The organism is Vibrio artabrorum (assembly GCF_024347295.1).
GTDB classification, from domain to species: Bacteria; Pseudomonadota; Gammaproteobacteria; order Enterobacterales; family Vibrionaceae; genus Vibrio; species Vibrio artabrorum.
Genome location: NZ_AP025458.1, coordinates 1467957 through 1488965, shown reverse-complemented (window position 1 = coordinate 1488965; position 21009 = coordinate 1467957). Strand labels below are relative to the sequence as shown.

General features: G+C 43.0%; 15 protein-coding genes. 2 read left to right on the top strand and 13 right to left on the bottom strand.

The genetic code is table 11. From position 1 onward, the window contains the following. Nucleotides 1-10: 10 nt before the first annotated feature. From OCU36_RS06670 to matP, 3 genes are all read right to left on the bottom strand, one after another. Nucleotides 11-322 (bottom strand): hypothetical protein, encoded by a 312-nt coding sequence (locus OCU36_RS06670; RefSeq protein ID WP_261839604.1) that lies wholly within the window; start codon nucleotides 320-322, stop codon nucleotides 11-13. 107 nt (nucleotides 323-429) lie between these two features. After that, nucleotides 430-738: a DUF3634 family protein gene (locus OCU36_RS06665; protein ID WP_261839603.1), complete on the bottom strand. Its 309-nt coding sequence runs from the start codon at nucleotides 736-738 to the stop codon at nucleotides 430-432. A 23-nt stretch (nucleotides 739-761) separates the two neighbouring features. Then, nucleotides 762-1217: a macrodomain Ter protein MatP gene (gene matP / locus OCU36_RS06660; RefSeq protein ID WP_261839602.1), complete on the bottom strand. Its 456-nt coding sequence runs from the start codon at nucleotides 1215-1217 to the stop codon at nucleotides 762-764. A 190-nt stretch (nucleotides 1218-1407) separates the two neighbouring features. Between matP and OCU36_RS06655 the strand changes: the two genes are divergently transcribed. Both OCU36_RS06655 and fabA read left to right on the top strand, forming a co-directional pair. Further along, nucleotides 1408-3060 (top strand): Lon protease family protein, encoded by a 1653-nt coding sequence (locus OCU36_RS06655; protein WP_261839601.1) that lies wholly within the window; start codon nucleotides 1408-1410, stop codon nucleotides 3058-3060. A 70-nt stretch (nucleotides 3061-3130) separates the two neighbouring features. Then, nucleotides 3131-3646 (top strand): bifunctional 3-hydroxydecanoyl-ACP dehydratase/trans-2-decenoyl-ACP isomerase, encoded by a 516-nt coding sequence (fabA, locus tag OCU36_RS06650; protein WP_029223508.1) that lies wholly within the window; start codon nucleotides 3131-3133, stop codon nucleotides 3644-3646. 240 nt (nucleotides 3647-3886) lie between these two features. Here the strand turns inward: fabA and rmf are convergent, their stop codons facing one another. The 10 genes from rmf to pepN form a co-directional block, all read right to left on the bottom strand. Next, on the bottom strand, nucleotides 3887-4060 hold the full coding sequence (gene rmf, locus OCU36_RS06645) for a ribosome modulation factor (RefSeq protein WP_017057234.1): 174 nt from the start codon (nucleotides 4058-4060) through the stop codon (nucleotides 3887-3889). 157 nt (nucleotides 4061-4217) lie between these two features. Next, nucleotides 4218-5966 (bottom strand): DUF3466 family protein, encoded by a 1749-nt coding sequence (locus tag OCU36_RS06640; protein ID WP_261839600.1) that lies wholly within the window; start codon nucleotides 5964-5966, stop codon nucleotides 4218-4220. 9 nt (nucleotides 5967-5975) lie between these two features. Further along, nucleotides 5976-7892 (bottom strand): ABC transporter ATP-binding protein, encoded by a 1917-nt coding sequence (locus tag OCU36_RS06635; RefSeq protein ID WP_261839599.1) that lies wholly within the window; start codon nucleotides 7890-7892, stop codon nucleotides 5976-5978. Continuing rightward, complete coding sequence (locus tag OCU36_RS06630) at nucleotides 7870-8088, bottom strand: glutaredoxin family protein (RefSeq protein ID WP_261839701.1); 219 nt, start codon at nucleotides 8086-8088, stop codon at nucleotides 7870-7872. The genes OCU36_RS06635 and OCU36_RS06630 overlap by 23 nt, the downstream gene beginning before the upstream one ends. A gap of 67 nt (nucleotides 8089-8155) precedes the next feature. Next, complete coding sequence (gene rlmKL, locus OCU36_RS06625) at nucleotides 8156-10276, bottom strand: bifunctional 23S rRNA (guanine(2069)-N(7))-methyltransferase RlmK/23S rRNA (guanine(2445)-N(2))-methyltransferase RlmL (RefSeq protein WP_261839598.1); 2121 nt, start codon at nucleotides 10274-10276, stop codon at nucleotides 8156-8158. A 523-nt stretch (nucleotides 10277-10799) separates the two neighbouring features. Next, a complete protein-coding gene (locus OCU36_RS06620; protein WP_261839597.1) occupies nucleotides 10800-11348 on the bottom strand; it encodes a cell division protein ZapC in 549 nt (182 codons plus the stop codon). A gap of 193 nt (nucleotides 11349-11541) precedes the next feature. Continuing rightward, the gene (gene pyrD, locus OCU36_RS06615; RefSeq protein WP_261839596.1) at nucleotides 11542-12552 is read right to left on the bottom strand and encodes a quinone-dependent dihydroorotate dehydrogenase; all 1011 of its coding nucleotides are present in this window, start codon (nucleotides 12550-12552) and stop codon (nucleotides 11542-11544) included. A gap of 302 nt (nucleotides 12553-12854) precedes the next feature. Next, nucleotides 12855-17696 (bottom strand): NAD-glutamate dehydrogenase, encoded by a 4842-nt coding sequence (locus tag OCU36_RS06610; RefSeq protein ID WP_261839595.1) that lies wholly within the window; start codon nucleotides 17694-17696, stop codon nucleotides 12855-12857. A 223-nt stretch (nucleotides 17697-17919) separates the two neighbouring features. Next, nucleotides 17920-18138 (bottom strand): DUF2835 domain-containing protein, encoded by a 219-nt coding sequence (locus OCU36_RS06605; RefSeq protein ID WP_261839594.1) that lies wholly within the window; start codon nucleotides 18136-18138, stop codon nucleotides 17920-17922. A 177-nt stretch (nucleotides 18139-18315) separates the two neighbouring features. Continuing rightward, entirely contained in the window at nucleotides 18316-20922 is a 2607-nt protein-coding gene (gene pepN / locus OCU36_RS06600) for an aminopeptidase N (protein WP_261839593.1), read from the bottom strand. Nucleotides 20923-21009 lie beyond the last annotated feature (87 nt).

Sequence of the window (21009 nt, the reverse complement as noted above, 5' to 3'; positions counted from 1 at the left end):
CTAAGGTGAGTTATTCAGTTAAGTGGAGGCGAATGTACTTTTCGGGAAAACTGTATTTGTACTTTTTCCTTTTAGGTAAATAATTTTTCGCATGCTTACACGCTTTGCTATCGCCAGATGCCCTAACCTTTTTAATTTTCGCATAGCCTTTCGAATGCCTCATCTCAATCATCAGATCACAATAACCATTAAGTTCAACATTATCTTTATTGAGGCCTTTAATAATAGAGGCTTTTATCTTTTGTGCTACAGGGTTAATTAGCGCGTCATCGGAAACGACAACTGAAGATAAGAAATAGAACAAAAATACTAGATATCTCATAACGTTCTCTATTTATGATAAAAGTAGAGGACAGTATGACGGCGGTTTCAGTGGGTTGAGGACCAACAAAGTATGACAAATTCAAGCCTAGGTGCAACTTTCAGCCGTTATGCCCGCTTTGACCCCTTTGCTTTAAAGCCATTGTGTGGAAACACGTTGCGAATACGTTGTTGTACACTTTTAGGTATATCTTTAGTGAATTTGAGATGGTAGCCAGAACGCTTAGCATAGACTTTAAGTTGCCCTTTAAAGGCATTCTGATGACCAATGGCTTGAAGGTTATGCTTGAAACCCGGTGGGAGGTGTCCTTTAACCTGTTCGATAGATCCATCATTGAATTTTATTTTTAACACGGGTCTATCAATGGCTACGAGCCAAAAAATCACTATTGCGCCAATTAAAATTACGTACATCATTATACCACCACTACCATTAATGATTATTTGTCGTCAAAAAGAAGCTTACTCAGGTCTTCTTTGATACTAGTCACTTTCTTACTTGCTTGTTCACTACGAGAGGCCTCACTCACCAAATACTCAATGGCATCTGATAACGTGCAATCCAACTCATTCGCTCGTTGTGAAAGCTTTTCCCATACACGATAATCAAGGTCAATCGATTTTTTCTTGGTATGGACTTGTTCTGCATTAAAATGACGTTTTCGCTTCGCTCTGATCGCTTGTTTTAGCTTGTTATCGATCTCAGGAGCCATGTTGTTTGAGATCCACTCAAGAACACCAGTGGGTTGATGCTCTAACTTGAGTAAGGCTTGCACGGCAACGTCAGCTTCACTTGAATCAATATGGCAGGTGATAGATTCACCTTCTTTCCATTTCTTGACTAGATATTTCCATTTCCAACCACATTCTAAGTTTTCAAGCTGCTGATATTTCATGTCTCATCTCGATAGTTGCTTCAGGTGACAGCGTAACCCAAAAAGTGCGGGGTAACAATTTATTGTCTTCAAAGAATAGACCAAGATCATACTTATATGCGTTCAGTAACGAGTAAGTGCAACATAGAACTACAAGCGAGATCAGTTTTTCTATATACTCCCTACCTTATTATCTCAATCAGAAAACTAAATGACTCAAGTAGATTGGCGACATGTTACGCCTCAGTACGACGAATATAGCGCTCAATTAGAGCAATTCCCCGACATTTCGCCTCTCGCATTTTCAAGCATTCAACACAGATTCAGAGACGCATTAGTCCGCTTTGTCCGTTTATCTAACCTTTCTCGTGTTTTACTTGTAAACGCTTCCGATAATTCTATTTATCGTCAAATGATTGTTGAATCTTTAATCTCTGAATTAGATGATCCTACTCAGCCGGTTATAAAAACTGAATCTTTAAATGCGGTATGTCTATTTGATCAAGTGCAATCAAAAGACGGTAAGATTATCGCGACAAAACCGGGGTTACTGGCAAGGGCAAACAACGGCTACTTGATCGTTTCTGCTAACTTGATATTAGCGAACCCTGGCAGCTGGCTGTTATTAAAATCAGCCCTACTTGGTGAAGCGATAGAGCCGATCAGTAGTAACCCTGAACACCTAAACCAATCATCTACATTGCCTCTTACCTACAACATTAAGCTCATTGTTGTCGGAGACAGAGCACAATTAGGTGATCTTGACTACCTCGACAGTGATATTCAAACGGGGTTTTGTCTATTTAGCGAAATTGAACAAGACATCAAACTTTCCCACGATACGCTCCCTCAATACCTTGGTTATCTTAAATGGTTGCAACAGCGCTATAAGCTTCCAAAGATTACACAGCAAGCATTGACGGCCATTCTTACCGCTGGGGCCAGAGAGACCGAGGACCAAAGTTATATTCCACTTTGTCCTATTTGGCACAATGCATTATTGAGTGAGGCATTGGTTGAAGCGGACAACGGTGACATTGATATTGAGCATATCCAATTAGCACAGCAGCATAAATACAACCGTGAATCTTATCTGCCAGAGCGTGCTCTTGATGATATCAGAGATGGGCAAGTTATAATCGAAACCGAAGGCGAACAAGTTGGTCAAGTCAACGGCCTTACCGTTATCGATGTTCCAGGACACCCTATATCTTATGGTGAACCGGCGCGAATTTCGTGTGTTATTCACTTTGGCGATGGTGATATTGCCGATGTTGAACGAAAGGCTGAGCTTGGTGGAAACCTTCACGCTAAAGGCATGATGATCATGCAAGCTTTCTTAAGCAGCTCTATGAATTTAGAAGACCCCTTTCCATATTCTGCTTCTGTCGTTTTTGAACAGTCATATTGCGAAGTTGATGGTGACAGTGCCTCGCTTGCAGAGCTGTGTTCTTTGGTGAGCGCTCTATCTGAATACCCAATCAATCAACAAATTGCCGTGACAGGCGCTGTTGACCAGTTTGGTCGAGTGCAAGCCGTCGGTGGGTTAAATGAAAAGATCGAAGGCTTTTATCATGTTTGTAAACATCATGGGCTAACTGGCGAGCAAGGCGTGATTCTTCCAAGATCTAACTTAAGACATCTAGCTCTTAAGCCAGACCTAATTGAAAGCATAAAAAACAAAGAATTCCACATTTGGTCAGTCTCTAATGTAGATGAAGCAATTCCTCTCATCATGAACAAACCATTTAGAGACGATGAACAAGAAAGCGTTCTAAGCAAAATAGCAGAACGTATTGAAAATTTTGAAAGACATGAACCCCCTATTGGAATTGTTGAACGCATTAGAAACTGGTTTGTCTAGTACTGATCGGACTTGTTTAGCGTACACCTGTTCACTAATATGCACCTATCAAAAATCGGAGTAATTGATAATGCAAAACAAACGTGATTCTTACACTCGCGAAGAGCTTCTAGCATCAAGCCAAGGCGAACTATGGCCAGAAGGTCCTCAACTACCAGCACCCAACATGTTGATGATGGACCGCATCACTAAAATGTCTGAAACTGAAGGTGATTTCGGTAAAGGTTTGATTCTTGCTGAGCTGGATATTACTCCTGACCTATGGTTCTTTGATTGCCACTTTCCTGGTGATCCGGTAATGCCTGGTTGCCTCGGCCTAGACGCAATGTGGCAGCTTGTTGGCTTCTACCTTGGTTGGGTTGGCGGCAAAGGTAAAGGCCGTGCTCTGGGTGTTGGTGAAGTAAAATTTACTGGCCAAATTTTACCGACTGCTAAAAAAGTCACTTACGAAATTCACATGAAACGTGTGGTTAACCGTCGCCTTGTTATGGGCCTTGCTGACGGTCGCGTACTTGTAGATGGTAAAGAAATCTATGTGGCTAAAGATTTGAAAGTTGGCCTTTTCCAAGATACGTCAGCGTTTTAGTTTAATCGTATTTTTTAATAAAGCAGCTAATGGCTGCTTTATTTTTACATCAATACATTTAGTTATAGTGCATTAAGTGGTGGCAAATATCCTTACTTCGTGCTGTATCCACCCGTTATGTTACTAAATCGCTTTAAAACCATTCTTTCTAAAGTTTAATGTAGCTCATAAACCAACAAGGCTCTAACTGTTGTTGCTCACAACAGTTAGAGCCTTGACCTTCAAATATGTTCGCCCTATCTACTTATAGAGACCTGAATGCTTATCATCTTTGGCATCACGCCAACCACCGAGCCAATAAGACCGAGAGTCCATTTGGCTGTATGGGCAAGCTTCTTGCGACCTACCATTTAAACCAGCTTTGTAGCCTTGAGATTGTGCTCGTTCTAGTCGATCACGCTTTTGTCTCTTCATAGTGCAGTCCTCATACGGGTGTTGATTAACTAACATATAATGATTACAGCTTTGCGGAGTTTTAAATCCAATATAAAGAATTGACCAATTTTTAAATTTTCTCAAGGTGAAAAAAAGCCCGAATCCAGAATTGTGAACTCGGGCTCAAGAGATAAAATTATTTAAATTTTCGACGGAACCCTAACAAGCCAAGAACAGTCAAAGTAAACCAGCCCAGACTACCGCCTTGGCGACCGACTTTCTCAGTATCAGTGCTACGTGGCTGTATATCAGCTTTTGTATTGCCAGCAATTGGGATTAGCTTAACCGCAACCACTTCTTCAACCGCGTTAGAGGCTGCACCACCACAGTAAGAGTTATGAGATGTTGTATCATACGGTTGAGTTTTTCCGCCTACCGTACATTTGATAGCAGTCGCAGAGATAACACCGGCATCATTAATATCTGTCGCATCAATAATTCGGAACTTGTTGTTATCTCCCGAAGCGTTGCCATCATTGGTGAGATCATCGAGCCACCAAGCCTGTCCATTGAAGATATCTACACGACGCTCATTTTTCGACGACTTAACTTCGTATGGGTAAATAAAGCCTCGATGCCTACGTTCACTGCCATCGACTTCACGAATCGTTTCAGCATCAACTTGACCAACAATTTCATTATAGTTATTGACCGCTTTAGCTTCACCGCTCGCACCATTAAAGAAGATGCCACCGGATAAAAATGTCGCGGTTGGTGTTGATGCAGATGCGTCAGGTACAACAAATATTTTGTTACCCGCACTGCCTTTTTCTGGCACATAACCGTTACGCTTAGCATAACCGACAGCAAGTAAATTATCGTTGATGTCAGTTGCAACGGAGTTACTGTATCGAGCATCGTCGTTTGAAGACCCAGACTTAACTTCTGCGCCACTGATAATTTTAGTTGTCCATGTATTACTGCTGTCAGCTAAATCCAAAGATTTACTAATGAATACAGAAGCATTCATATCTTGGAGGCTTCCACTGCCATTGGCCGTATTATAACCGACACCATAGAATATAGACTTAGACTCATCAATCGCGATTGATCGCATACTGCCTTGGGCAAAGAAATCACCTTCTTGAGCGTTACCATTTCTTACCCAATCAATGTCTTGTGTTGTTGTACCGTCCCAGATCGCGGCTTTAGAACTAAACGTTGTATCTGAAGTGTTTGTTGTCGGTCCTTTCTTAGAGACACTACCTACATTATATACCGTGCCATTACTTGTCTTTATCGCTTGCCAAGCACGAGTTTCCGAAGTACCTGTAGGCCCACTTGGAGTTGTGAACATCGCATTATGTCGGATGTCGCCTTCAGATTTGATGCCTAACGGTTTAGCGTCAATATCTAAAGCGTTGATTACTGTATTACGACTTTCATATGTACTTCCACCTTCGATAAAGGCTTTCGCATTAACATAACTTAAGTTGCGCTCTTTATCCCAAGTGCTCCAATGTTCATCGGCCCAACTTTCACATGTTGAGTATTTAAGCTCACGTCGACAATAATCATAAAAGTCGTCTCTGTTTTGAATATATTGAAATGCCGCATCCATAGCGAAAGGCACTTCTTCACGATAACTCACACCTTCAATAGCATTACGAGTTTCACCAGCCAGTTTAAATGTACTATCCGCACAGTTAGTTGCATTAGAATCAAAACAGCCTAGAAGTAACTCATCATCAGGTAATGCTGGCAATACTGCATTAACGTTGACAGCTTTGCCTGGCTGAATTGCGACACCAAATATCTCAGATATTTCAGGTTCATCAGCAAAAGAAGGCGTTACTTCCACTACCTTATAAAGCGCAGCGTTCGCGTTAGTTGCAGCAAAAACGAATGCTGCAACTGTGGTTAATTTAAATTTAGTACACGTCATTATTACTTCTTAACTTTCCTGTTGTAGTGCTTCGAGCTCTTCCCAACGCTCAAAAGCAACGTCAAGCTCCTGCTCGGCTGCAGATAGCTTATCTAAAACGGGTTGTGTCTGCTCTACAGATTTTGAAAAGAAGCTAGGATCATTGACTTCTTGCTGAAGAGTTTCAATTTGAGTTTCCAATTCTTCTAAACGCATTGGTAGCGCTTCGAGTTCTCGTTGTAGCTTATACGATAACTTCTTAGGTTTAGCCTTAACTGGCGCAGTTTTGGGAGTTTCCTCAACTACTTTCTCAGGCTTTGATGGCTTTTCAACCTGTCGGTACTCTAATGCTTGCTTTCTTTGCTGCTGAGCATCGTGGTAACCACCAACAAATTCCTCAATAACGCCATTGCCTTCAAAGATCCAACTTGTCATAACCGTGTTATCGACAAACTGACGATCGTGGCTCACTAAAAGAAGCGTACCCTCATAGTTGGCAAGCAAATCTTCTAAAAGTTCCAAAGTTTCGATATCTAGATCGTTGGTTGGCTCATCGAGAATCAATAAGTTATTCGATTTAAGGAAAATCCGAGCCAATAGAAGACGGTTTTTCTCACCACCGGACAACGCTTTAACCGGTGTACGAGCACGTTTAGGCGAGAACAAGAAATCTTGCAAATAACTCAGTGCATGACGCTCACGCCCGCCAACCGTCACTTCTTGCTTACCATCCGCTAGGTTATCAATTACAGACTTTTCTGGGTCTAGAATTTCGCGGTATTGGTCGAAGTAAGCCACTTCAAGCTTGGTACCACAATGCAGACGACCTGAATCTGGCTTAAGCTGGTCAAGAAGCAGCTTGAGTACCGTACTCTTACCACAACCATTTGGCCCGATAAGTGCGATACGATCACCGCGCATGATGTTGAAGCTGAAGTCTTTAACAATCTCTTTGCCTTCGAAGCCAAAGTTAAGATTCTCTGCTTCAAATACGATTTTACCTGAGCGTGAAGATGTATCGATTTGGATGTTCGCTTTACCCTGCACTTCACGACGCGCTTGGCGCTCTTCACGTAATTTTTTAAGCGCACGAACACGGCCTTCATTACGCGTACGACGCGCTTTAATGCCCTGACGAATCCATACTTCTTCTTGAGCTAGCTTCTTATCGAATTCAGCGTTCTGCATCTCTTCAACACGTAACGCTTCTTCTTTATCTAACAAGTAGTTGTCATAGTCACCCGGGAAAGAACTCAGTTTGCCGCGATCAAGATCAACGATGCGAGTTGCCATCGATTTAATGAACGCACGGTCATGCGAGATAAAGATGATTGAACCACGGAAGTCTTTCAGGAAGCCTTCTAACCATTCGATTGTCGCAACATCCAAGTGGTTAGTCGGTTCGTCGAGTAGAAGCACGTCTGGGTCACATACAAGCGCACGAGCAAGCGCCGCTTTACGCTGCCAACCACCAGATAAATCAGTCAGTTTTGTTTCAGCCGTCAGTTTAAGCGCCGCCATTACGTTACTTACGCGATCTTCAAAGCGCCATGCGTTCGCATGATCCAGTTGCTCTTGCACACGAGTAAGACGGTTTAGGTTCTTTTCACTCGGGTCAGTACCGATGAGATCCAGAAGATCATGGTAGATCTTCAACTGTTCGCCGATTTCCGCTAGGCCACCAGCAACATAATCATAAACGGTGCCTTCTTCATTACGCGGGGGATCTTGCTCAAGGCGAGACACAACCACATCTTGCGTGATTTGCATCTTGCCGTCGTCCATGATGATGTTCCCAGACAGGATTTTCATCAACGTAGACTTACCAGCACCATTGCGCCCTACTAAACACACACGTTCGTTTTCTTGCAGTGCAAAGTCTGCACGATCTAATAACGGGTGATCGCCAAACGCTAATTGCCCATTATGAATTGTAAGTAATGCCATTCTTCTTTAACCAATCATTAAGTTCTAACAAGCCAAATGGCCAGTTAAGCTCTGAGCTTTGAGAAAAATCAGAGCTTTCAAATTTGAGCACCGGAATAGTGACCCCGTAACGGGAAAAGAGCGCATCATCAAATGCAATGTCGACAACGTCGACGTGATGGCTAATGTTTAACTGTTCCGTGAGTTGGAATGCCATCTCACATAGATGGCACCCTTCTGTACTGTAGAGAGTCAGCACACTATATCCTTATACAATCTCTTAACTACTTATGAGTAATCAACCAGCAGTTATGAATGTGCTTATTGCGAGAAAAGTCCAATGGAAGCGTCTTAGCTGAGATATTCTGAGCTTTAAGACCTAACGCTTCTAGACCTTCTAGATCCATTTTGAAGTGACGCTTGTTGTTAGAGAACACAATCGTGCCTTCTTCACGAAGCAGACGCTTAAGGTTTTCCATCAACTGAATGTGATCACGTTGAACATCGAAAGATTGATCCATACGCTTAGAGTTTGAGAACGTTGGCGGATCAATAAAGATCAGGTCGTAAGAACCCTGCTCTTTAACCAACCACTGTAAGCAGTCAGCTTGAACAAACTGATGTTGACGACCAACTCGACCGTTAAGCTCCATGTTCTGTTTTGCCCACTCAAGGTAGGTATTAGACATATCAACCGTTGTTGTAGAGCGTGCACCACCGACAGCTGCATGAACAGATGCACTGCCCGTGTAAGCAAACAGGTTGAGGAAGTCTTTGCCAGCAGCCATCTCACCGATACGGCGACGAGTGATCTTATGATCTAAGAACAAGCCTGTATCTAGATAATCATGAAGATTAACAATCAACTTAACGCCGTATTCGTTCACTTCTAGGTTAGATGAGTCTTGAGCCATTTTTTGATATTGAGAACGGCCTTTCTGCTTCTGGCGAACCTTAAGAACCACGTTGTTTGCTTCAACGCCCGTGACTTGAATAGAAGCACGGATAATATCGGTTAGACGACGTTTAGCTTTGTCTTCCGGTACATCTTTAGGCGCAGCGTATTCTTGAATCACAAGGTGCCCTGGGTATACGTCAATCGCTACATTGTATTCTGGTAAGTCAGCATCGTAGATACGGTAACAATCTAATTGCTCTTTCTTAGCCCACTTGCCAATTTTACCGATGTTCTTTTTAAGACGGTTTGCAAAGTCAGGCGCAATCAGCGGTTCTTGTTCGCCCGTTGGACGTTCTGACATCGGACGATCTGAAATTGAGTAGTTCTTTTGGTGACACGGTAACGCACCGTTGTTCAATTTGAACTGTTTGTCTGCACGCATGCGTAAGCAGCTCAGTAATTCGTCTGAACTAGAGAAAATCGACGCGTTACAACCGCCAAATTCCGCTTTAAGCTGCGCGCCGAATGCTGTGTAAAGAGCAATAAGACCCGGCTCTGTACCAAGACGCTCACCATATGGTGGGTTAGAAACAATCACACCATCAGTAAACTCGGTAGGACGCTTAAGTTTTGCCGCATCACCTACTTCGAATTCAATCAACTCTTCAACACCAGCACGACGAGCATTGTCACGCGCTGTTTTGATCATGCGTTCGTCATTGTCATAGCCATAGAACTTACATTCTACTTTCTTTACACCACGACGGCCTTGAACGTTCGCTTCAGCTTTCACTTCAGCCCAAAGCTCTGGTTCGAAATCTTCTAGTGATTCAAAACACCACTTCTGGCGTTTAACACCTGGAGCCATGTTGGCAGCCATCATTGCCGCTTCAATCACTAACGTACCTGAACCACACATAGGGTCTAGGAAAGGCTTAGTCGCATCCCAGCCAATACGAAGAAGAATCGCTGCAGCAAGTGTTTCACGCAAAGGTGCGCGACCTGACTCTGGACGGTAACCACGTTGATGAAGACCGCTTCCCACCATATCAACACCAAGAATCGCTTTATCACGATGTAGACGAACATGAATTCGAATGTCTGGGTTCTCTTTACTGATAGAAGGACGAGGTAGAGATTTCTTCTCGAAGCAATCCACAACGGCATCTTTCACTTTCATCGCACCGTATTGGCTATTACGGATTTCGTTGTTCGTACCATTGAAGTCAACAACGAAACGCTTAGAGCTATGGAATTGGTTTACCCAGTTAACCGCGGTGGTTGATAGATAAAGATCCATATCATCCATACACGTGAATTCTGAAAGGACACGTACAAATCGAGAAGCCAAACGGCTCCACAAACAACAACGATAAATTTGCTCATTGGTGGCTTTGAATTTAACACCTGCTTGAACAGGTTTTGCGTTTGTAATCCCTAATTGGGTGAGTTCTTCAACTAATAAATTCTCAAGGCCGTTTGAGGTAACCGCTAGATATTGATTCATAGTGTTCTTTTATTGGTAAAAATGAGTTCGATTATACCTGATTTTGCTACTAGAACATCACACTAAACTCGTCTTTTCATTGAATCTTTCGACTAACTGCTTAGCAAACACTCAACGACGAAGCGTTCGCTTACCCGTCATCCCTTACAACACGTTCACTCTCAATGTTATAGAAACAACACACATCCTTAATCTCTAACCACGAAGTGAATTTATATTCACCTCTTTTTTGGTATATACCAGACAGAAGTTAAGGCTGAAAGTTTCCAACAAAAGCCCTCAAACAGGGAATAAAAAGAGGGAATCTACGATTGATAGTCAGAGAATTGGCCGAAATTGAGGTTAAAAAAGACACATTTATTACGTATTAGATGAGGGAACAACGTCATTTAAATGAATAAACCATACCGTACCTGTTGAAATAGTCTTTTTTAAGCACAAAAAAATCGGCTATTCAGCCGATTATGAGGAAGAGATGTTGCTTTGCGTCGTAGTCTTTGGAAATGATGCTCTAGATTGGCGGTTAGCCTACCATTGCAATAGGCGTTTGATGAAGGATAGCGTTCGCGTCTATCATTCTATCGTGCATGACTTTAATCGAGTCACCAAAGCGTAACCCTTTTGAAGGTGTAAGCAGAAACTCTTCTAGGTCGACAAATGCACATAGGCTCGCACACTCTCCCACTTCTAATACAATGAAATACCCTAAGCTATGCTCATTATTCATTTGTACAATATCCCCTTCTTGAGGGCATTCATGGCCTGTACCTTGTAAATCGAAGAACCAGCTCTTTGGCTGCACAGGCTTATGGAAACGCTTTGCAGCCACGCAATACAGAGCGAGTTCGGCTTGGCGTGGCTCAGACAGTTCTAAGCCCGAAATTTGTTCTTTAAAGGTTTGATAAGATGAGGCATCATCGACAGTGAATTGATTATTTTTAAACGCGCAGTCCACCAGCTTGTTGCGAACCAGATTCGTTTTAAAAATCATCTCCTCTCCGAGATCTAGCATCAATGAACATTGCTGCTCATCGTAATACCAACTCCATGTATCGCTAGGTTTAAGCATCATTTCGTCTCACACTGTTGAACCATTCAGTTAGGTAAAACGCAAAATTACCTTCAATTACGATAATTCTACTAAGCAATAGGCAAAAAAAAAGAGGAAATGAATTCCTCTTTCTTATCGCTTTTCTCTATAACTCAATGAGTGACAGTGTCTCTTTTTTCAAGGTGATACCGTAATATAGATTTACCTATAAAGACTATAGATTTTTAACGATGTCACGAACCAGGCCTGGACCTTTATAGATAAAACCAGAGTAAACTTGGACAAGCTTTGCGCCAGCCATCAGTTTCTCTTTTGCTGAAACATAAGAGTCAACACCACCTACCCCAATGATCGGTAGTTGATCACCCAACTCTTCATAAAGTTTGCGAACCACTTCTGTGCTGCGCAATTGAACCGGACGTCCACTAAGCCCCCCCGCCTCGTCGCAATGCTTCATACCCTCAACGATACTACGATCCAATGTTGTGTTTGTTGCGATCACACCATCGATCTTGTTTTTGATTAGCGATCCACAAATTTGGCTAATTTCATCGTCACTGAGATCCGGAGCAATCTTAAGAGCAAGAGGAACATATTTACCATGCTTCTCTTCGAGTTCTGATTGTTTTGCTTTAAGTTCAGACAACAGCTCATCTAGGGCCTCACCGTACTGTAAAGAACGAAGTCCTGGAGTGTTTGGTGAAGAGATGTTCACAGCAATGTAGCCTGCGTATTGATATACCTTCTCCATACAGATTAAGTAATCTTCTGCGCCCTTTTCAATTGGTGTGTCTTTATTTTTACCGATATTGATACCTAAGATGCCATCATAGTTTGACTTCTTAACATTCTCAATCAGGTTATCAACGCCAAGGTTATTAAAACCCATACGATTGATAATACCTTCAGCTTCAATTAGACGAAATATGCGAGGTTTGTCGTTACCTGTTTGTGGGCGCGGAGTGACCGTTCCTACTTCGACGAAACCAAAACCCATAGCGCCAAATGCATCGATACATTCGCCGTTTTTATCTAGGCCTGCAGCAAGGCCAACTGGGTTTTTAAAAGTAAGACCCATGCACTCTACAGGTCGATGAGGTAATTTTTGGCGATACAAAAGATCAATAGGTGTGCCAGTGAAGCGCTTGAAATTTTGAATTGCAAGATCATGTGCCTTTTCGGCATCAAGTTGGAAAAAGCCAGTTCTGGCTAGACGGTAAAGCATTGTGCCTCCGATAGAAAAAAGCCCCGTGTAAACGGGGCGTTATTATTTACTTATTTAGTCAACTATTCAATCAATTACTGTCTGTAGGGGTAATATAATCTTGTTTTTTATCGAATGAGGTTCTTTATTAAGCAAACGATACCGTATCTACTCGTCAGAAACGAGATGGTCTCATTGATACCATAGCGTGATTTTACTTTGTCAGCTCAACCGTATTGCCCTCATTGAACCTTTCGACTTTGATGAAACAAATAAGGCAGACCATATGGCCTGCCCTTATACTCTTTCGTTTTATCTCGTGATTAGTCTTTCGACATGCAGTTTAGATTCAATAGCATCAGTTCACGCAGTGCTACTGAAAACTTAGCAAACTCATGAACCGCACCCACTTTGAATTCGTTTAGAATGCTTTCCCAACGATGTAGAGAAACCGAGTTACTTTCCATCCAGTCATCAAGCGCTTTAATCACATCAATGTCTGAAGCACAACCACAGTTAAGGACTTGGCCCGTTAGTTGGCGTTGCTGCCAATCCAGATCTTCTCTAAATGCTGCACGCGCCAGTGCTTGCCAGTTGTTATCGACGGCTTGACCATTAATTTGTTTTAAGAACCAATGGAGAGATAAACGGTCACCAAGGTTGAAGTAAAGCTTAGACGCTTGTTGGACTGTTTTACCCGTTTCACGAGCCACTGTGGATATATCCAGTGCTGAGTACAAACTCGATAAACGTGCCACTGAATTTGCCAGTTCAGCGTTGACACCTTGATCAATCCATAATTGCGCCATTGCTTTGTGCTCTTCCACTTCAGAAGTCACTAGGTTTTCATCCAGCTTGTCAGTAATCGCAACGACATCACCTTGATAACGCTCAATCAATGCATTCACTGACTGTTTACCCGTGCGGTTTCTTAGCAACCAGCGTGACAGGCGACGAAGGGTACGTCGAACATGGTAAAGCAATTCGTATTGAGCTTCAGAACTAGAAATGTTGTCCAATTCTCGAATGCTCTTGATCACCTTACCCAGCCCATAAATTTCACGTGATGCCGCATAAGCATTCGCAATATCAACAATATTTGCACCGGTCTCCTCTTGCAAGCGAGTCACGAAGTTACAACCCATCTCGTTAACCATTTGGTTAGCAAGCGCTGTCGCAATGATCTCAGCTCGTAGTGGATGGTTATCCATGTGCTGAGAGTAGTTACGGCGTAACTCTGTCGGGAAATATTGCATCAATTGTTGAGCATGGAACTCATCATTTGTAATATCATCGTGAACGAGATCTTCCTTGAGCACCATTTTTCCATAAGCAATAAGTACCGAAAGCTCTGGTCTTGTAAGTGCTTGACCTTGCTTCTCGCGCTCTAGCAACGTTTCATCATCAGGGATGTATTCTAAACCACGGTCTAAATACCCCGCTTTCTCCATTGTGTGAATAAAGCGGATCTGTTCTTTCACTAAGTCAACGCCTTGATGCTCAGTAACCGAAATAGATTCAGCTTGGCAGTAAGCGTCGTCTAGTACGATTTCGCCCACTTCGTCTTCCATGGATTCTAAAACTTGATTGCGTTGCTTAATAGTCAGGTCACCGTTAGACACCAAGCCATTCAAGAAGATCTTAATGTTGACTTCGTTGTCCGAGCAATCGACACCACCAACGTTATCCACAAAGTCAGTATTCACTCGGCCGCCCGTTAGCGCGTATTCAATACGACCCAATTGAGTCATTCCCAAGTTACCGCCTTCGCCAACAACCTTAGCTTTCAGGTCTCGACCATCAATACGAAGCACGTCATTTGCACGGTCACCCACATCAGTATGAGTCTCGCTAGAAGACTTAACATAAGTACCAATGCCGCCGTTCCAAAGGAGATCAACCGCCATAGACAAGATCGCTTTGATCAAATCGTTTGGCGCCATTGATGCTTTCTTGGTACCGAGCATTTTCTGAATTTCAGGTGTCAGAGAGATAGACTTCGCTCGGCGAGAGAAAACACCACCACCTTGAGAAATCAGGTCTTTATTGTAATCTTCCCAGCTTGAGCGAGGCAGATTAAACAGACGCTCACGCTCTACCCAACTAGATGCCGATTCTGGGTTTGGGTCAATGAAGATATGCATGTGGTTAAACGCCGCTTGTAAGCGAATGTGCTTAGATAGCAACATACCGTTACCAAATACGTCGCCAGCCATATCACCCACACCAATGGCGGTGAAATCTGTATTTTGACAGTTGATGCCCATTTCGCGGAAGTGGCGTTTAACGGATTCCCAACCTCCTTTCGCTGTGATCCCCATCGCTTTGTGGTCGTAACCGTTAGAGCCACCAGAAGCAAACGCATCACCTAGCCAGAAGTTGTACTCTTCCGCTACTGAGTTCGCTAAATCTGAGAATGTAGCAGTGCCTTTATCCGCGGCTACAACCAAATACGGGTCATCTTCATCGTGACGAACAACGCTCTTAGGTGGGATAACCTCACCTTCAATGATGTTATCTGAAACGTCGAGTAATGCACGGATGAAGCGCTTGTAGCAGCGTTGACCTTCAGCAAAGATCTCGTCTCGGCCAGACATAGTGTGTTGACGCTTACAAACGAAACCACCTTTAGCACCAACCGGAACGATAACGGTGTTTTTAACTTGTTGCGCTTTAACTAGGCCTAAAATTTCAGTACGGAAGTCTTCTTGACGATCTGACCAACGTAAACCACCACGTGCGACTTTGCCGCCACGTAGATGCACCCCTTCAATGTCTGGTGCGTAAACGAAGATCTCAAACGCAGGAACCGGTGCTGGGATGTCTGGAATCTCACTTGGTCTCATTTTCAGGGCCAACCAAGGTTTAGACTGTTTGTGCTCATCTACTTGGTAGTAGTTAGTACGAAGCGTAGCAGTGATCATTTCCATATAGCGACGAATGATACGATCATCATCCAAGCTTTCGACATGATCCAGTTGTTCAGTGATCTTCTTGATAAGATCTTGCTGGCCTTTCGCGCTGCCCTTCAGTTTTGGGTCAAAACGCTTGCCAAACAAGCTCACTAACTCTTTTGCGAGATCGGGGTAATGAGATAACGTATCTTCAATGTATTGTTGACTGAATGGGAAACCTACTTGGCGCATGTACCGAGCATAGGCGCGTAAAATTGAGATTTCACGGCCAGAAAGCCCAGCGCCAAGTACTAAGCGGTTAAAACCATCGCTGTCTAACTCGCCCTCCCAAATTGCCGCAAAGGCTTGCTGAAAAAGATCGCGAGCTTCACGAAGATCAATCGTCTTATCGCTCTTATGCAGCATAGAGAAATCAAGGATCCAATATGTCACACCGTTGGTTTTACGCACTTCATATGGAGATTCACCAATAACACGCAGGCCAAAGTTTTCAAGCATAGGCATCACCTCAGAAAGGTGAATAGGCTCATCACTGTGGTAGAACAACTTCAAACGAACAGCTTTTGAATCTACCGCCTCTTCTTGAGGGCGGTAAAACAGCATGTCGAGTTTATTGTCTTCACTGAGCGCTTCTAAACGTTCGATATCAGCAACAGCTGAGCCCGGCATTATGTCTTCTTTGTACGAACGTGGGAATGCCCGCATGTACTCTTTCGACAATGGCAGACCGTTACTTTCACCAAAGTTTGCAATGATCGATTCAGACAGGCGGTCATCCCACGTAGACGATACTTCCATTAAATTCTGCTCTATTGTTTTCACGTCCACATCCATGTTGTTGTTTTCAACGCGAACAATATAGTGCGTTCTCGCCAATGGGCTTTCAGAGAAGTAGGTTGTGAATTCGACTTCTTCTTTGCAACCAAAGTACTGCTTCAAAATGCGTTGGGTGTCGCGACGAAGCTCAGTGTTGTAACGATCTTTTGTCACGTAAACCATGCAACTGAAAAAACGGCCAAATGGGTCTTTACGAACAAACAACCGCAGAAGGTCACGATCTTGCATTTGTACTACGCCAGTCCCCACTTCAAGCAGCTCTTCTTCTCTCGCTTGAAGCAATTCATCACGCGGGTAGTTTTCAAGAATGTTGTGCAAGGCTTTGTAAGAGTACGAGCCCTTACGATAACCACTTGCATCTAGGATACGTTGTACTTTTTCTCGAACCAGTGGAATGGTTTCAACGGTGTGGTTATAAACAGCAGATGTGTAAAGGCCAGTAAATCGATGTTCACCGATCACTTTTCCGTTCTTATCGAATTTCTTAATGCCGATGTAGTCATTGTAAGCCGGACGGTGAATGCGTGACGCTGTGTTACCCTTGGTTACGATAAGTACATAAGGCTTTTTCGCTTCAAGACGTGCCGAATCAGAAAATTCAGACAGCTTAACGTTTCTCACACGATCTGAATTCGAGAACAAACCAAGACCTTTATCTTTGGTCGGTTGCAGTTCGGTATCCCCATTAACAGAAACAAGGTCATACTCCTTGTAGCCCATAAACGTAAAGTTGTGCTCACCTAACCAACGAAGGAACGCCAGCGTTTCATCAAAACGCTGTGCATCTACTGGGATGCTCTCTTTTTGCTGCTCAACTTGATCGGTCACTTCTGTGAGTTTTTCTACCATTTTCAACCAATCGTTCACCACTAAACGGGTGTCGGTAAAAATATCGAGAAGTTCTGTTTTAAGCGCTGCCATCTCTGGTTTACTGCTCAGGCGGTCAACTTCAATATGGAACAATGATTGGAACACGCCGTCATTATTACTCACACCAACCACTCTGCCCGAATCGGAACGCGAAATCTGGGTTGGGTTATGAAGCATAAGATGAGAAGAGAGATCGAGGCGAGTTAATGCCATTTTCACAGAGTCAACAAGAAACGGACTATCGGGAACCACTATCTCAACGATAGTATGAGTAGATTGCCAACCTTGGCGACTGACTGTCGGGTTAAAAACGCGGACCGAGATTTCGTCGGGTTTCTTTTCATTGATGTGGTGCCATAAGCTTACTACAGCACCATATAAATCGGATTCGTTTCTCTGAGTCAGGTCGTCATGAGAAACGTTACTAAACAGGTGTTGGGCAAGTTGAGTTACGAGAGGTCGATGAGCAAGGTCAAGTTTGTCTTGAATCAGTTTGTACACTTTTTCAAGCAAAACTGGAACCACAGTTTCACGTGCGGTCATAGTCACACTCCACAATTAGAATTATATTTTTTTAGAGGATTACTTAAGCGGGTGTTTGAATTGAGTCGTTGTGCTCTTTTCTACTAACGAGTTAAGCAAAGGTAATGCATTCATTTATTGTAAAAGCATTATTGATAAATCGTTAATTGTTTTAATGGCGAGAGGAGATGAAATGTTTGATTATGTGATTAAGATTCCTTTTAACCACTCGTTACATCAGGCTTTATAGAGCTTCTAACTTAATAAACTTATTTTTTTGGTCAGTTATTAGCCTAAATTGACCTCTAACCCCTATTTGTGTAAGAAATGGTCTAAAACGAGTTGCAGGTAACTCTAAGCGCAACCCCGTCGTGGTTATCACTTGTACTCTACTCGCCGCCCCTGAATAACTGGCTAAAAACTGTTGATATGAAATGTTAAGTCGGAAAATGTAGTAATTCATATAGCACCTGCATATAAATACAGTATCGGTGGTTTTGGGAATAAATGGCCAAAAATTAATAAAGTGTCGCGTTTAAAAAGAGTGTTTGAAACTTGGCGTTAACACATTAAGTGGGAGCGAAAAAATCAGTGGCAGATGACTCTACCACTGATTCAGTTTCATGTTTTTCGCATTGCTCTAAACGTCGAGTGCTTTATTCACTTTCTCAAATAGATCTTTAGCTAAATTGTCCATGTTCTTAAGCGTTTCAAGTTCTTTTTTAATCAGAGCTTGGCGCTCATCATCGTACTTACGGAACTTTAATAGCGGATCGATTAAACGTGAAGCGACTTGTGGGTTGCTGCTGTTCAGTTCACGCAAGATCTCACCAGCAAACGCGTAACCTTGACCTGATTTATCATGGAATTGAACTGGGTTCATATTTAAGAACGTCCCCACTAAGTTCCGAGTTCGATTTGGGTTTTTCAAACTGAACGCTTGGTGCGACATCGATGCTTTGATGACTTCAAGTGCATTTGAACTAGGATTTGTTCCTTGAAGAGCAAACCATTTGTCCATCACCAGACCATCGTGTTTCCACTTGTCGCTGTAATCAGCCATTAAGGTTTCACGACATGCTAGTTGTGCGCTGTTTGCCGCCGCCATTGCTGCCATTGTGTCTGTCATGTTGTTAGCTTGCTGGTACATAGCAACAACCAAATCATTACCTTGCTCTGTATGAGCCAAGTAGCTCAAACACACCTTACGCAAAGTACGCTTACCAATGGAATCATGGTCAATCGTGTATTCGGTCAAAGCATTGCTGTGAAAAACCGCCGCTAACTCGTCTTCAAGTTCTGAAGCTAGTGTTATTTTCATTGAGTTAAGCACAGATGCGACCGCATCAATATCCACACGTTCATACCAACCAGACACTTCATTGTGACTTGGTAATGAAAGCATCTCAGCAATAAACGCAGGTTCTAATGTATCACTTAGCAGTACGCCTCGGAATGCATCCACCACTCTAGAACAAAGAGCAAATTTTAGGCCTTGTTGAACGTTCTCTACGTTACTGCGTATGTATTTCGCTAGCAGCATTTGCCCGGCATCCCAACGAGAGAACTCATTACGAGCATGCACCATTAGGAAGATCAACTCGTCATCGGAATAGTTATATTCAAGTTTCACTGGCGCAGAAAACTCGCGCAGCAAAGATGGTACAGGCAGCTCATTAACATTCTCAAATACGAACGTTTGCTCTGCTTCTTTCACATCTAATACATTATGAACAGGCTTTCCATTACACTGTAACTCAATCACATCACCGGAAGCCGCGTATAGCTCAATATCTAATGGAATATGCAGAGCCTGCTTTTCCGTTTGCTCATGCGTTGGAGACGTTACTTGGCGAGTGGTTAACGTGTACTCTTTTTTCTCTGCATCGTAATGGCTTTCAACAGAGAGCGTCGGCGTGCCAGATTGGCTGTACCACAAACGGAATTGAGACAGGTCAACACCCGATGCGTCTTCCATTGCCGCTACGAAATCTTCACAGGTTGCGGCTGTGCCATCGTGACGTTCAAAGTAAAGCTTCATGCCTTTTTGAAAACCGTCTTCACCCAGCAATGTGTGGATCATTCTGATCACTTCACTGCCCTTTTCATATACCGTTAAAGTATAGAAATTATTCATTTCGATTACTTTGTCAGGGCGAATTGGGTGAGACATTGGACTTGCGTCTTCAGCGAATTGTGGCCCGCGAATAATACGAACATTGTTGATTCGGTTTACTGCGCGAGAACCAAGATCAGATGAGAACTCTTGATCACGGAATACGGTTAAGCCTTCTTTCAAGCTCAACTGGAACCAATCACGACAAGTGACTCGGTTTCCGGTCCAGTTATGGAAATATTCGTGACCGATTACCGCTTCGATACCTAGGTAATCGGTATCCGTTGCCGTTTGGTCGTTTGCTAAAACAAACTTAGAGTTGAATACATTCAAGCCTTTGTTTTCCATCGCCCCCATGTTGAAGAAATCTACGGCTACGATCATATAGATGTCTAAGTCGTATTCTAGGTTGAAGCGCTCTTCATCCCACTTCATTGAGTTAATCAGAGAAACCATCGCGTGGTTAGCTCTGTCTAGATTGCCTTTGTCGACAAAGATTTCGAGGTCGACTTTGCGACCCGATTGCGTGGTGTAAGCATCACGAAGTACATCAAAGTCGCCGGCAACCAGTGCAAACAAGTAAGCTGGTTTTGGGTGTGGGTCTTGCCATTTAACCCAGTGACGACCGTTTTCAGCTTCACCTTCGTCTATACGGTTACCATTACTGAGTAGGAATGGATTTTCTGCTTTGTCCGCGATAACCGTTGTCGTGAATTTCGCCAATACATCTGGGCGGTCCATGTAATAAGTAATACGACGGAAACCTTCCGCTTCACATTGTGTACAGAAAGCACCACCCGACTTGTACAACCCTTCTAGTGCCGTGTTTCCTTCAGGGTTAACTTCGGTCACGATCGTAAGTGCGAATTGTTTTGGTAAATCGTTCAGTGTCAGTTGAGTTTCAGACAGCTCGTATTGAGTCCACTCTTTACCTTCTACCAACACAGAAACCAACTTCAAGCCTTCACCATCAAGTACTAAGCTCGAGCTATCTTTCTCTTGCTTAACACTAGACACCGCCGTAATGATGGATGCTGAATCGTACAAATCGAAAGTAAGATCGATTTCAGAGATAGTGTGAGATGGTGATTGATAATCTTTACGATACTTGGCTTGAGGTATGTGTGCCATGACGAGTTCCTTTTGAACGTGATACGTAATTTAAAGTTAACTGTCTATTTCTAAAGGTTGAACGCCAAGAACACAAGAGGAATATCA